The following is a 12332-nucleotide window of genomic DNA, read 5'->3' as shown; positions in this document are numbered from 1 at the left end:
CAAGCGTTTTATCCTGGCGCTGTGAAGGCGGTTTCAGGCGATATGAAGCTCGTCGCTCAGCAGAATGCTGTTGCGTCCCATATGCTTGGCTTCATAGAGGGCTTTATCGGCTTTCGCCAGTGCGCCATCAACGTCTTCACCTTCGAACATGGCTATGCCAATGCTGATGGTCACGTTAGTGGCGACGCTTTCGTTAAACATGTGGGGGATTTTGAGATCGTAAACCTTCTGACGTATGCGTTCAGCTGTCTGGCGCGCTTGCTCCAGTGGGATGTTACTTAACAGCACCATAAATTCTTCCCCGCCAAACCGGGCGACAACATCGCGTGAGCGCACGGCGTCGCGGATCGCAGCCGAGACCCTGATCAAGGCCTGATCGCCCATCATATGGCCGTAATGATCGTTGTAGGCTTTGAAATGGTCGATATCCATCAGCAGCACAAAGTGCTCGCCAGCGTCAGGCCTGGGGAGGTTCTCAAGCCGGCTTTGCAGCCCGCGACGGTTATATAGGCCGGTGAGCGGGTCCATCATGCTGAGATCGGTCAGGGTTTCACGCTCTTCGAGCAGTTCGGAAAGCAGCTCCTGGGCGAAACGGTCATTACGCCGCTGAAGAACATGATGGATACCAATGGCGACCACCGGCAGTGCGAAAAAATAGGCCATTCTCAGCCAGTTTTCGGACGGGCTAAGCCACAGGCAGGATATAAAAGCGGGAAATGAATGTAACGTAAAGGCTTTAATATTACTGGCGAAAGCCAGAGACCCTATAAAAAGCACTGTTAATAGCGCCATCATTAAATAGGTTGCGTGATCGTGCGTTATTAACAGGAATTTTGAGACGATCTGCCATGCCCATAAAAACCCAAAAATAGCTGAAACAGCAGGGATATTTATTTTTCGCGTGCTATTTTTCCAGTGCCAGATAAGTAAGCCAGTGCTGGCAGTCAATACGGCAAACAGGGGGACTGATAACACACGAACGGAATAGAGAGGGTTTGTTACCGAGAACAATGCTGATGCAGCGTTCAGAAATAAAAATAAACGTAAAGAAAGCTGATATTTCTTGTTGACTAAGGACAGCCAGGATTGTGATGTCATATGCGTGCGTTTTTATTAAAACTCAATTAAAACAATGAGCAAGGTGTTGTTATGTATTATTGGTCGCTACAAAATTGAATTTTTATTATCAGAAAAACGTTATCGGAAGTTAACAGGTGGGCAATTTATCACCTTACACATTCTCTGTCATTATGGGAAAGCAATTGCTGGCGCAATTTCTTACGTCGCATGCTGACAAGTGATAATTACTATCATATGATACTGGTTATCATTATCAGTGCGAGAGGTGAAACCATGTTGAGCAAAGCGCTGGGAAGTGGGTGGGGAATATTGCTGCCTGGTTCCATTATCGGTGGGCTGATGTTTGCCGATCTTCCCATTGATGTCTGGAAAGCAATGATTGTTTCGGGCTTGCTGGTGACATCCGCGATGATCTGGCACAAACAGTTACGGCATTACGTGCTGTTGCCATCATGCGTTGCGCTAATCAGTGGACTGCTGGTGATTCTGATGAGTTTGAAATAAAAGGGAAAAACAAGAGGTACTGCTGAAGGGATGTAAGATAATTGGTGCGAGGGGGGGGACTTGAACCCCCACGTCCGTAAGGACACTAACACCTGAAGCTAGCGCGTCTACCAATTCCGCCACCTTCGCACAGTCATCTTACTGGTTTGATATCGCCTCGTTGGTGCGAGGGGGGGGACTCGAACCCCCACATCCTAAGGACACTAACACCTGAAGCTAGCGCGTCTACCAATTCCGCCACCTTCGCACAGTCATCTTACTGGTTTGATATCGCCTCGTTGGTGCGAGGGGGGGGACTCGAACCCCCACATCCTAAGGACACTAACACCTGAAGCTAGCGCGTCTACCAATTCCGCCACCTTCGCCCAGTGCGAGCAATATCAACGTGATTTATGGTGCGAGGGGGGGGACTTGAACCCCCACGTCCGTAAGGACACTAACACCTGAAGCTAGCGCGTCTACCAATTCCGCCACCTTCGCATACCATCGACACTGTAAAAGTATCGTAACCACGGAGGCGCATTCTAGATGTTTTCAGCTTTACGTCAACAGAAAATTGCGCACGTTGTTTTGATTGCTGCAAAAATGGGCGATGGCAGCGTCAGCCATCGCCGGGCAGGGGAATTACTTTTTCGCCTGGCGCGTCATCACGGTGCGATACACCTTAAAGCGGCCTGTCTGGGCGATCACTTCGTGGAAGCCGAAGGTTTCATCCAGCACTTTCGGATACGCCAGGAAGGCATTCGCCACAATACGTAGCTCACCGCCGCTGTTAAGGTGACGGGTTGCGCCACGGATCAGCGTTTGCGCCGCTTCAAGGCTGGTTTCCATCCCGTCGTGGAACGGCGGGTTAGAGATGATCATGTCAAAGCGACCGGTCACGTCGGAGAAGACGTTGCTGGCAATCACTTCGCCTTCAATGCCATTCGCAGCAAGCGTGGCGCGGCTGGCTTCTACCGCCGGGGCGCTCACGTCACACAGGGTTAAACGCACTTTTGGTGAGTGGCTGGCGAGAACCGTTGACAGCACGCCCGCGCCACAGCCGACATCCAGCACCTTGCCCTTGGTGTGCGGCGTCAGGGTGGACAGCAGCAGCTTGCTGCCCGTATCAAGCGCGTCACGGCTAAACACACCCGGCAGGGTTTTAATGGTCAGTCCGTCAAGCTGGTACTCGTCCCAGAAGGTGTTGGCATCAAAAGTGGTCTGTTTTTCCAGACGGCCATGATACAGGCCGCAGCGTCGGGCGCTGTCGATTTTCGTCAACGGCGCGTAGCCTTCGAGCATCTGCTCTGCGCTTCGCACCCCGCTGCGGTTCTCACCGACGACAAAAATATCGCAGCCGATCGGCAGCAGAGAAAGCAGGTTCATCAGCTGGAACTGGGCTTCCGGTTTGTTCTTCGGCCAGTAGTAAATGAGCGTATCGCAGTCAGCAATATCGCTCTGCTCCGCCACCAGGCTAAAGCGTGCGCGCTCGCCCATCTGGCGGCTCAGCACCTGCCAGTGGTGGTAGTATTGGGTGTGGGCACGGCTTTCAGCACAGTCGAAACGTGCGGGCAGGTCATCCTGCATATCTCCGGCAAACAGAATACGGCTTTCTTCGAAATCATCACTGTGACGCAGCAAGACTTCACTTGCCGGGGTAAATGCAGACATGAATTGTTCCTCAATAAACTCAGGCGGGGATTATAGTAGGTAGATGGCGCAGTTTCGACACATTTGCTATATTTGCGCGCCTGAGAGACAGGAGTTTTCGCTATGACATCCCGACGAGACTGGCAGTTGCAGCAGCTGGGCATCACCCAGTGGGCTTTGCGTCGCCCGACGGCGTTGCGGGGCGAAATAGCCATCTCCATCCCTGCGCATGTCCGCCTGGTGATGGTGGCAGAAGCGCCGCCTGCCCTGAACGAACCCCTGATTGAGGATGTCCTTCGCACCCTGAAGGTGACAAACGATCAGGTATTACAGCTGGCGCCCGAAAGCGTCGCGATGCTTCCCCCTGACAGCCGCTGTAACAGCTGGCGAATCGGGGCGGTGGATGAGCTACCTCTTGAAGGAAGCCAGATCAGCTCGCCAGCGCTGGACGAACTGAAAGCCAACCCAAAAGCGCGTAGCGCGCTATGGCAACAAATTTGCGAATATGAACACGATTTCTTCCCTCACGACGGCTGACCTGGCCACCGCGTTCGCGATTGAAACACGCGCCCATGCCTTTCCGTGGAGCGAAAAGACGTTTGCCAGCAATCAGGGCGAACGCTATTTAAATCTCCGCCTGGACGTTGACGGTGCGATGGCCGCGTTCGCCATCACGCAGGTCGTTCTGGACGAGGCGACGCTGTTTAATATCGCGGTCGATCCCGCTTACCAGCGCCGCGGGCTGGGCAGGGATCTGCTTGAGCACCTCATTCGTGAGCTGGAAACCCGTGACGTTTTCACCCTGTGGCTGGAGGTGCGCGCGTCCAATGTCGCCGCCATCGCGCTCTATGAAAGCTTAGGCTTCAACGAGGCGACTATCCGCCGTAACTACTACCCCACCGCAGAGGGACGTGAAGACGCCATTATCATGGCTCTGCCGATTGGATAACGAAAATAAGGTTGTAACGATGAAATGGGACTGGATTTTCTTTGATGCCGACGAAACGCTGTTTACGTTTGACTCGTTCGGCGGCCTACAGCGGATGTTTCTCGACTATAGCGTGACGTTCACCGCGGAAGATTTTCAGGACTATCAGGCGGTGAACAAGCCGCTGTGGGTGGATTACCAGAACGGAGCCATCACCGCGTTACAGCTTCAGCATCAGCGTTTTGACGTCTGGGCTGAACGGTTAAACATCAGTCCTGGGGTGCTGAACGAGGCCTTCCTGAATGCAATGGCAGATATCTGCGCGCCGTTGCCCGGCGCCGTTTCTCTGCTGGATTCGCTGAAAGGGAAGGTGAAGCTTGGGATCATCACCAACGGCTTTACCGCGCTTCAGCAGATCCGCCTTGAACGCACTGGCTTGCGCGATCATTTCAACGCGCTGGTGATCTCCGAAGAGGTAGGCGTGCCGAAGCCGGATCCGCGTATTTTCGATTATGCGCTGGCGCAAGCGGGCAATCCTGACCGCGATCGCGTGCTGATGGTGGGGGATACAGCAGAATCTGATATTCTGGGAGGTATGAGATCGGGCCTGTCGACCGTCTGGCTGAATGCGCATGGCCGCACGCTGCCGGAAGGCATCGAGCCGACCTGGACCGTTACGTCATTGAACGAACTGGAGCAGCTCCTGTGTAAACAATGATTGCCTGCCCCCTGTTGATGGGTAAAATAGCCGCATTTTTCGTATTCCATGATGCGCGGCCTGCTGCCGCGCTTACCTAAGAAGAATTGATTATGACGTTGTCTCCTTATCTGCAAGAGGTGGCCAAACGCCGCACTTTTGCCATTATCTCGCACCCGGATGCCGGTAAAACGACCATCACCGAGAAGGTGTTGCTGTTCGGACAGGCGATCCAGACCGCGGGTACCGTTAAAGGCCGTGGCTCCAGCCAGCATGCTAAATCCGACTGGATGGAGATGGAAAAGCAGCGTGGTATTTCGATTACCACCTCCGTGATGCAGTTCCCGTATCATGACTGCCTGGTGAACCTGCTGGACACCCCGGGGCACGAAGACTTCTCCGAAGATACCTACCGTACCCTGACGGCGGTGGACTGCTGCCTGATGGTGATCGACGCCGCGAAAGGTGTTGAAGATCGTACCCGCAAGCTGATGGAAGTCACTCGTCTGCGCGATACGCCGATCCTTACCTTTATGAACAAACTCGACCGTGACATCCGTGATCCGATGGAGCTGATGGATGAAGTGGAAAACGAGCTGAAAATCGCCTGCGCGCCAATCACCTGGCCGATTGGCTGCGGCAAGCTGTTCAAAGGGGTTTACCACCTCTATAAAGACGAAACCTACCTGTATCAGACCGGTAAGGGCCACACTATTCAGGAAGTCCGCATCGTGAAAGGGCTGGACAACCCGGAGCTGGACGCCGCTGTCGGTGAAGAGCTGGCCGCGCAACTGCGCGATGAGCTTGAGCTGGTCAAAGGCGCTTCTCACGAGTTCGACAGAGAACTGTTCCTGAGCGGTGACATTACCCCGGTCTTCTTCGGTACCGCACTCGGCAACTTCGGCGTTGACCATATGCTCGACGGTCTGGTTGAGTGGGCCCCGCAGCCGATGCCGCGTAAAACCGACACCCGCGAAGTAGAAGCGAAGGAAGAGAAGTTCTCCGGCTTCGTCTTTAAAATTCAGGCCAACATGGACCCGAAACACCGCGACCGCGTCGCCTTTATGCGCGTGGTTTCCGGTAAGTACGAAAAGGGCATGAAGCTGCGTCAGGTGCGTATTGGTAAAGACGTAGTGATTTCCGACGCGCTGACCTTCATGGCGGGCGACCGTTCCCACGTGGAAGAAGCCTATCCGGGTGACATCATTGGTTTACACAACCACGGTACCATTCAGATCGGCGATACCTTCACGCAGGGCGAGATGATGAAGTTCACCGGTATCCCGAACTTCGCGCCGGAACTGTTCCGTCGCATTCGCCTGCGCGATCCGCTTAAGCAGAAGCAGCTGCTGAAAGGCCTGGTCCAGCTTTCGGAAGAGGGGGCTGTACAGGTGTTCCGCCCTATCGCCAACAACGATCTGATCGTGGGCGCGGTGGGTGTGCTCCAGTTTGACGTGGTAGTTGCCCGTCTTAAGAGCGAGTACAACGTGGAAGCGATTTACGAATCGGTGAACGTGGCGACCGCGCGCTGGGTTGAATGTTCAGACGTGAAGAAATTCGAAGAGTTTAAGCGTAAGAACGAAGTTCAGCTGGCGCTGGACGGTGGCGATAATCTGACCTATATCGCCCCGACTATGGTTAACCTGAACCTGACGCAGGAACGTTATCCCGACGTTCAATTCCGCAAAACGCGCGAGCATTAATTCCCTCTCAGAGCACGGCAGCCGCCGTGCTCTTCTTTAATTCCAGTGTTATTAAACCCTTGCGGAATGTTCTTAATTCAACGTAATTTTTCGCTATTCGTTCGTTTTTTCCCCAATTCTGAATGCACCCCTCTGATTGTGATCTATATTTAACTCAGTGTTTAGCACCGGGCGTGGATGAATTAACTGTTCAATGCATGTCCACTGGTTCTCCATTTCGCCCGTGTGTTAATTCGCAATATATAAAACCAAGATTTAGGGAAGTATGTCGCCCAAATAACGGGCAAAACACAGGAATAAATCGATGAATATGACAAGACTGAAGATTTCTAAAACTCTGCTGGCTGTAACGTTGGGTAGTGTCCTGGTAAGCGGTTCTGCTCTGGCGGAATCCAGCACCATGGATAAAGCGCAAAATACCGCTAATACCGCAGGGGAAAAAATCGATAGCTCTATGAATAAAGTCGGTAATTTCATGGATGACAGCTCTATCACAGCAAAAGTGAAAGCCGCACTGGTGGATCATGAATCCATTAAGAGCACCGATATTTCTGTTAAAACCGACAACAAGGTTGTCACTCTGAGCGGTTTCGTTGAAAGCCAGACCCAGGCTGAAGAGGCCGTTAAAGTAGCGAAAGGCGTTGAGGGCGTAAGCTCTGTAAGCGACAAACTGCACGTACGTGACAGCAAAGAATCGTCGGTGAAGGGCTATGCCGGAGATGCAGCAACTACCAGCGAAATCAAAGCTAAACTGTTAGCTGACGACATCGTGCCATCCCGTATGGTGAAAGTTGAAACCACCGATGGTGTGGTCCAGCTGTCCGGTACGGTTGAGAACCAGGCACAAAGCGATCGTGCCGAGTCAATTGCGAAAGCTATTGATGGTGTGAAAAGCGTCAAAAACGATCTGAAAACGAAGTAAAGCAGTACCACTCGCCCGTCTGGCTGAAAACCGCGGGCGAAATAAAAACGACTCTGGAAAAGCCGGTGAGTGACCTGAGCGCTCACGTTTAGCGGCCGACATTAACTATGGTAAAGGAGAGGCTTATGTTTCGTTGGGGCATTATATTTCTGGTTATCGCGTTAATTGCCGCCGCATTGGGCTTTGGTGGACTGGCGGGTACCGCGGCATGGGCAGCGAAAATTGTTTTCGTCGTCGGTATTATTCTGTTCCTGGTCAGCCTGTTTACGGGTCGACGTCGCCCGTAGCAAACGCAATAGTTATTAAACAAACTCAAGCCAGTCCTCGTGACTGGCTTTTTCTCGTTTGAGAACCATCGGGAATGTGCGTTACTGTGTCTCATCAAAATAATGAAAACAGGAAGGCAGAGGTGGGGCAACGAATTCCCGTGACGCTCGGCAATATTGCGCCGCTGACGTTAAAACCGTTTCATGCAGGCCAGCTTGCGCTGGTCTGTGAAGGGGGCGGGCAGCGCGGTATTTTTACCGCCGGCGTGCTCGACGAATTTATGCGCGCGCAATTCAACCCGTTCGATCTCTACTTCGGTACCTCTGCCGGGGCGCAGAACCTCTCCGCCTATGTCTGCAACCAGCCCGGCTATGCGCGCAAAGTGATTATGCGCTACACCACCTCCAAAGAATTCTTCAATCCGGTACGCTTCGTGCGCGGCGGGAACCTGATCGATCTCGACTGGTTACTGGATGCCACCTCCAGCCAGATGCCGCTGGCCATGGATACCGCGTCACGACTGTTCGATACCGGCAAAGCGTTCTGGATGTGCGCCAGCCGTGGCGATGACTATTCGCCGGGTTACTTTTCGCCGCAGAAAGAGAACTGGCTGGATATCATTCGCGCTTCCAGCGCGATCCCGGGTTTCTACCGTACCGGCGCGCTGCTGGAGGGGATAAACTATCTTGACGGCGGTATCAGCGACGCGGTGCCGGTACAGGAGGCCGCGCGGCGCGGGGCGAAAACCATTGTGGTGATCCGCACGGTGCCTTCGCAGATGTATTACACCCCACAGTGGTTTAAGCGGATGGAACGCTGGCTGGGCGACAGCAGCCTGCAACCGCTGGTGAATATCGCGAAGCAGCATGAAACCACCTACGGCGCGATGCAGCGTTTTATTGAAAAACCACCGGGCAAGCTGCGCATCTTTGAAATTTATCCGCCGAAGCCGCTGCTGAGCATGGCGCTGGGCAGTCGGCTGCCTGCGTTGCGTATGGATTACAAAACGGGGCGGCTATGCGGGCGATACTTCCTGGCGACCGTCGGGAAAATGCTGGCCGAGCAACCGCCTCTTCATCGGCATAAAAGCATCATATTGCCACCCGCTAGTGTGGCCAATGACGCGGTGGCGATGCCGCTGGTGGACGCGCCGCAGGCCAACGACGGCATACTCGATAACGAGGACCTGGCGTGACGCACTCTTTTATCGATACCCATTGCCACTTTGATTTCCCGCCGTTTAGCGGGGAGGAAACATCAAGTATTGCGCGTGCGGCTGAGGCCGGTGTGAGAGCCATTATTGTGCCCGCTATTGAAGCGGCGAGATTCGAGAAAGTCCTGGCGCTTGCCCAGGGTCACGATGCGCTGTATGCCGCGCTGGGTCTGCATCCGATCGTGATTGAGCACCATCTTGATGACCATCTCGACAGGCTGGATGCCACGCTGCAAAACGCGGATACGAAGCTGGTTGCCATCGGTGAGATCGGCCTCGATCTCTATCGTGAAGATCCGCAGTTTGAACGCCAGCAGACGATCCTGGATGCGCAGCTCCGGCTGGCAAAGCGCCACGATCTGCCGGTGATCCTCCACTCCAGGCGCACCCATGACAAACTGGCGATGCACCTGAAGCGCATCGACGTGCCGCGCAGGGGTGTGGTCCATGGTTTCGCTGGAAGCCTTCAGCAGGCGCAGCGTTTTATCGAGCTGGGCTATAAAATTGGTGTCGGTGGCACTATCACCTATCCGCGTGCCAGCAAAACCCGGGATGTGATGGCGCAGCTCCCCCTGTCTTCGCTCCTGCTGGAAACGGATGCCCCTGACATGCCGCTGAATGGTTTTCAGGGCCAGCCCAACCGTCCGGAGCAGGCGGCGCGCGTTTTTGATGTGCTGTGCGAGCTGCGTCAGGAGCCTGAAGATGTGATTGCCAGCGCGCTGCTGGAAAATACCCGCGCGGTCTTCGGCATCACGCTATAGATAAAGGGCCGGGCGGATCACCGTGATCTGCTGCCTTTCCAGGGCCTGCGCCAGCGGCTCGATGTCCTCCGGCGCGGCGCTCCGCCATCGCGCCGCCTCCCCGTAAACCCCATGGGCATGAAACGCGTTGATCCGCACCGGAACGTTCCCCAACGCGTGGATAAAAGCGGTCAGCGATGACAGATGTTGCAGATAATCACACCGATCGGGGATCACCAGCAGGCGCAGCTCCGTCAGGCGATGACGATCGGCCAGCCAGCGGATGCTCTGCTTGATCAGCGTGTTTTCGCGCCCGGTCAGAAAACGGTGATGTTCATTGCCCCAGGCTTTCAGATCCACCATCGCGCCGTCAAACACCGGTAACAGCTTTTGCCAGCCGGTTTCGCTTAACAGGCCGTTGCTGTCCACCAGGCACGTCAGATGGCGCAGGGACGGATCGGCTTTGATCGCGGTGAACAGCGCAACCACAAACGGCAGCTGCGTGGTGGCCTCACCCCCGCTGACGGTCACGCCCTCAATAAACGGCGCGGACGTGCGGATCCGTGAGAGGATCTCCTCGACGCTGTATCGCTGCGCCATCGGCGTCGCCTGCTGCTGACACAGGTGCAGGCAGGTATCGCACTGCTGACAGTGACTCTCCTGCCACCAGACGCGCCCGGCCTGAATCGTCAGCGCATCATGAGGACAGTGGGGAACACAGTCGCCGCAGTCGTTGCAGCGCCCGATGGTCCACGGGTTGTGGCAGGTTTTGCAGCGCAGGTTACAGCCCTGGAGGAACAGCGCCAGGCGGCTGCCCGGCCCGTCCACGCAGGAGAAGGGAATAACCTGACTAACTAAAGCGCATCTGCTGTTCATGGCTTATCACGCGTGGCTGACGTTCCAGAATACGGTATTGCGCGCGGCCTCCTCGCCGAGCCAGGTGGTGTTGGTGCGCGAGCCGGCCTCCCGATATTTCTCCAGGTCGGAGAGCCGCACCATATACCCGGTGACGCGCACCAGGTCGTTTCCGGCCACATTCGCGGTGAACTCACGCATACCGGCGTTGAACGCTCCCAGGCACAGCTGCACCACCGCCTGAGGATTGCGTTTAACCGTCTCATCCAGGGTGAGAATATCGCTGATCCCCGAATGATAGTGTTTATGATGCGGGGCTATGGCCAGCAGGTGGCTGATGGGATCTGGCTCGTCACCGTACGGCAGACGCGCCCCCGGCGTGGTGCCTGAATCAGAACTGATCCCTGACTGCGCGTGCAGCATCGCGCGGTGCTGCCAGCCGTGTTTCACCGGCGTGTTTTCAACGAACGCCGCCAGCTGTTCACTGATGCGGTAACCCAGCGCATTGGCCTGCTCGTTTTTACCGTACCGTCCCGTAATGCCTGCTTTCTCGCACAGCACGTTTACCGCTTCGGCCAGACCGTACATGCCAAACATCGGTACAAAACGATCGGCATCAATCAGCCCCTCTTTCACCAGGAAGCTATTCTCAAAGAAGCCGGATTGTTCATATAAAAAATCGCAGCGCGCATTAATGATCGCGATTTGTTGCTGGCAGTAGTGGGGAAGGGTACGGGTGAAAAAGTCTTCCGGTGAGCGGCTGTGCTCCGCAATCGCTTTCAGGTTAAGGCGCACCAGCGTGCTGCCGCCGCCCGCCAGCGGCAGGGAGTTGTAACAGCTCACCACGCCATAACGACCTTTTGTGAAAATTTTATCATTCACCGGGCCATTGGAAATATGCGGCTTACTGCACCCGCAAATGTTTTTCGCCACGCTCAGCAGCAGATCGTCAGGGGTGACGTCCGGGTCGTAAATAAAGGTCAGGTTCGGCGCGACCTGCTTCAGCTCTGCGTCCGCTCGCAAAATGGCACGCGTGACGGGCGTATCCGCCGGGCCGATATTGGCATGCATAAAGGCATCGGGCAGGGTTCTGTCCAGGTAACGCCAGAAACGTTTTATTCGGCTATCGATTTCATCCTGTGTTAGAATTTTAACATATGGGTTGAGTATCTCATCGAGCTGACCCAGATAGACTGGCATTGATGTGACGGACGGAACATGGTGATAAAGGATAGTGAGCAGTGAGAGGGCATCATCCAGATCTTTCGCCCCTTCCAGCTCCAGCCATTCTGAGCCGTTAGCCAGAAATTTAGCGTAGTCCGGCAGCACGTAGCGCGGTTTGTAAGGCGCATGACCTTCGAACATGTCGCAGATGTATCCCTCGTCCAGCGCGGCGCGGGCCGCCTCTGGCAGAGCGGGATAGAGCAGATTGTTCTCCGCTTCCAGCGCCAGAAAATGACGTTTTTGTTCCGGGGTTAACACCGGGCTGGTCACAATGTGCAGGCATCGTTGTTGCAGGGCGTCGGGCATGTTCAACTTCCTTGAGGGTTCTGCGGATGGTGAACGAATTGTAAGAAGCCAGCCTGCCGGGGCTTTTGATCCGACAGGGGGTATCGCTGTTTTTGTCGGCGGTTGACGCATGAAAGTTTGAAGAAGATCTCATTACAGTAATGCAAATTTGCACACAGTTTTTATTAACTGTGATGAATGTCGAAGTGTGGATGCGGGTGAATGTTAGAATACTCACAGACCCGCAAGGTAAAATTTATACGGCACTGCCGTTGGAGAATG

Annotated in this window: 12 protein-coding genes, 4 tRNA genes and 1 pseudogene; 9 read left to right on the top strand and 8 right to left on the bottom strand. The window is 54.7% G+C overall.

Annotated elements, in window-relative coordinates; all coding sequences use genetic code 11:
- Positions 1 to 33: 33 nt before the first annotated feature.
- Positions 34 to 1098, bottom strand: coding sequence for a GGDEF domain-containing protein (locus SK51_RS01090; RefSeq protein ID WP_023305406.1), 1065 nt, complete (start codon positions 1096 to 1098; stop codon positions 34 to 36).
- Positions 1099 to 1314: 216 nt separating this feature from the next.
- On the opposite strand from SK51_RS01090, the gene SK51_RS01085 reads away from it, so the two are divergent.
- Positions 1315 to 1584 (top strand): DUF1435 domain-containing protein, encoded by a 270-nt coding sequence (locus SK51_RS01085; RefSeq protein ID WP_026080652.1) that lies wholly within the window; start codon positions 1315 to 1317, stop codon positions 1582 to 1584.
- A 42-nt stretch (positions 1585 to 1626) separates the two neighbouring features.
- Here the strand turns inward: SK51_RS01085 and SK51_RS01080 are convergent.
- The 5 genes from SK51_RS01080 to rsmC form a co-directional block, all read right to left on the bottom strand.
- Positions 1627 to 1713: transfer RNA gene (locus tag SK51_RS01080), tRNA-Leu, on the bottom strand.
- Positions 1714 to 1745: 32 nt separating this feature from the next.
- Positions 1746 to 1831: transfer RNA gene (locus tag SK51_RS01075), tRNA-Leu, on the bottom strand.
- A gap of 32 nt (positions 1832 to 1863) precedes the next feature.
- A tRNA-Leu gene (locus tag SK51_RS01070) sits at positions 1864 to 1949 on the bottom strand.
- Between the two features lie 28 nt (positions 1950 to 1977).
- Positions 1978 to 2064 (bottom strand) — tRNA-Leu (locus SK51_RS01065).
- Positions 2065 to 2208: 144 nt separating this feature from the next.
- Complete coding sequence (gene rsmC, locus SK51_RS01060) at positions 2209 to 3237, bottom strand: 16S rRNA (guanine(1207)-N(2))-methyltransferase RsmC (RefSeq protein WP_023299269.1); 1029 nt, start codon at positions 3235 to 3237, stop codon at positions 2209 to 2211.
- Between the two features lie 102 nt (positions 3238 to 3339).
- Here rsmC and SK51_RS01055 point away from each other — a divergent pair, with 102 nt between their 5' ends.
- The 8 genes from SK51_RS01055 to SK51_RS01020 all read left to right on the top strand — a co-directional run bounded on the left by SK51_RS01055 (position 3340) and on the right by SK51_RS01020 (position 9707).
- Positions 3340 to 3753: a DNA polymerase III subunit psi gene (locus tag SK51_RS01055; RefSeq protein WP_022646978.1), complete on the top strand. Its 414-nt coding sequence runs from the start codon at positions 3340 to 3342 to the stop codon at positions 3751 to 3753.
- Positions 3722 to 4165, top strand: a complete 444-nt coding sequence (gene rimI / locus SK51_RS01050; RefSeq protein ID WP_022646979.1) for a ribosomal protein S18-alanine N-acetyltransferase — start codon at positions 3722 to 3724, stop codon at positions 4163 to 4165. The genes SK51_RS01055 and rimI overlap by 32 nt, the downstream gene beginning before the upstream one ends.
- A 19-nt stretch (positions 4166 to 4184) precedes the next feature.
- The gene (yjjG, locus tag SK51_RS01045; protein ID WP_023299270.1) at positions 4185 to 4862 is read left to right on the top strand and encodes a pyrimidine 5'-nucleotidase; all 678 of its coding nucleotides are present in this window, start codon (positions 4185 to 4187) and stop codon (positions 4860 to 4862) included.
- A gap of 92 nt (positions 4863 to 4954) precedes the next feature.
- Positions 4955 to 6544: a peptide chain release factor 3 gene (gene prfC, locus SK51_RS01040; RefSeq protein ID WP_022646981.1), complete on the top strand. Its 1590-nt coding sequence runs from the start codon at positions 4955 to 4957 to the stop codon at positions 6542 to 6544.
- Between the two features lie 304 nt (positions 6545 to 6848).
- Complete coding sequence (osmY, locus tag SK51_RS01035) at positions 6849 to 7466, top strand: molecular chaperone OsmY (RefSeq protein ID WP_022646982.1); 618 nt, start codon at positions 6849 to 6851, stop codon at positions 7464 to 7466.
- Positions 7467 to 7591: 125 nt separating this feature from the next.
- On the top strand, positions 7592 to 7753 hold the full coding sequence (locus SK51_RS01030) for a DUF1328 domain-containing protein (RefSeq protein ID WP_003856556.1): 162 nt from the start codon (positions 7592 to 7594) through the stop codon (positions 7751 to 7753).
- A 122-nt stretch (positions 7754 to 7875) separates the two neighbouring features.
- Positions 7876 to 8928 (top strand): patatin-like phospholipase family protein, encoded by a 1053-nt coding sequence (locus SK51_RS01025; RefSeq protein WP_023299272.1) that lies wholly within the window; start codon positions 7876 to 7878, stop codon positions 8926 to 8928.
- Positions 8925 to 9707 (top strand): TatD family hydrolase, encoded by a 783-nt coding sequence (locus tag SK51_RS01020; protein WP_022646984.1) that lies wholly within the window; start codon positions 8925 to 8927, stop codon positions 9705 to 9707. The genes SK51_RS01025 and SK51_RS01020 overlap by 4 nt, the downstream gene beginning before the upstream one ends.
- On the opposite strand, the gene SK51_RS01015 is transcribed toward SK51_RS01020, so the two are convergent.
- Positions 9702 to 10562: a YjjW family glycine radical enzyme activase gene (locus SK51_RS01015; RefSeq protein WP_023299274.1), complete on the bottom strand. Its 861-nt coding sequence runs from the start codon at positions 10560 to 10562 to the stop codon at positions 9702 to 9704. The two genes, SK51_RS01020 and SK51_RS01015, sit on opposite strands and share 6 nt — an antisense overlap.
- Positions 10537 to 12071 (bottom strand): annotated as a pseudogene (locus SK51_RS01010) (YjjI family glycine radical enzyme). The gene SK51_RS01015 and the pseudogene SK51_RS01010 overlap by 26 nt, the downstream one beginning before the upstream one ends.
- Positions 12072 to 12332: the final 261 nt, after the last annotated feature.

The organism is Enterobacter sp. MGH85, from assembly GCF_001037655.1.
Lineage (GTDB): Bacteria > Pseudomonadota > Gammaproteobacteria > Enterobacterales > Enterobacteriaceae > Enterobacter > Enterobacter intestinihominis.
The sequence above is the reverse complement of the archived record's forward strand: the minus strand, read 5'-3'. Positions and strand labels throughout refer to the sequence as shown.

Excerpts from the sequence above, each read along its gene's own strand:
- yjjG (WP_023299270.1), top strand. The coding sequence starts at position 4,185 with ATGAAATGGGACTGGATTTTCTTTGATGCCGACGAAACGCTGTTTACG.
- SK51_RS01090 (WP_023305406.1), bottom strand. The coding sequence starts at position 1,098 with ATGACATCACAATCCTGGCTGTCCTTAGTCAACAAGAAATATCAGCTT.
- prfC (WP_022646981.1), top strand. The coding sequence starts at position 4,955 with ATGACGTTGTCTCCTTATCTGCAAGAGGTGGCCAAACGCCGCACTTTT.
- SK51_RS01085 (WP_026080652.1), top strand. The coding sequence starts at position 1,315 with ATGATACTGGTTATCATTATCAGTGCGAGAGGTGAAACCATGTTGAGC.
- rsmC (WP_023299269.1), bottom strand. The coding sequence starts at position 3,237 with ATGTCTGCATTTACCCCGGCAAGTGAAGTCTTGCTGCGTCACAGTGAT.
- SK51_RS01055 (WP_022646978.1), top strand. The coding sequence starts at position 3,340 with ATGACATCCCGACGAGACTGGCAGTTGCAGCAGCTGGGCATCACCCAG.
- SK51_RS01015 (WP_023299274.1), bottom strand. The coding sequence starts at position 10,562 with ATGAACAGCAGATGCGCTTTAGTTAGTCAGGTTATTCCCTTCTCCTGC.
- SK51_RS01030 (WP_003856556.1), top strand. The coding sequence starts at position 7,592 with ATGTTTCGTTGGGGCATTATATTTCTGGTTATCGCGTTAATTGCCGCC.
- osmY (WP_022646982.1), top strand. The coding sequence starts at position 6,849 with ATGAATATGACAAGACTGAAGATTTCTAAAACTCTGCTGGCTGTAACG.
- rimI (WP_022646979.1), top strand. The coding sequence starts at position 3,722 with ATGAACACGATTTCTTCCCTCACGACGGCTGACCTGGCCACCGCGTTC.